This is a genomic window from Telluria sp. AZSoR62, assembly GCF_058111565.1.
In genome coordinates this window covers 1-299 of record NZ_JBYTST010000234.1, presented here as the reverse complement: position 1 = coordinate 299, position 299 = coordinate 1, and the positions used below count along the sequence as shown (strand labels likewise).

General features: G+C 64.9%; 1 protein-coding gene. It reads left to right on the top strand.

The features are described 5' to 3' along the window. Positions 1 to 299, top strand: a 299-nt coding sequence (locus AC3XQU_RS23640) for a zinc-binding dehydrogenase (protein WP_489876578.1), incomplete at both ends; no start/stop codon positions are given.

The following is a 299-nucleotide window of genomic DNA, read 5'->3' as shown; positions in this document are numbered from 1 at the left end:
AGCAGCGGGGCCAACAAGGAACTGGTGGAATCACTCGGCGCGGACAGCTTCATCGACTACACCGCAGCGGATTTCACCGCAGACGGCACAACGTACGACGTCGTCATGGACTGCGTGGGGAACGCCCCGTTCGCGAGGGTGCAAGGGAGCATCGCGCCGGGAGGTGCCCTGCTCCTGGTTATCGCCGACCTCAAAGGCATGCTCGGCGCGCGAGGACAGAGCCGCCGAAGCGGCAAGCTGGTCACTTTTGGCGGCCTCAAGCTCACGCACACCGCCGACGACGTCGCCTACCTTGTGAG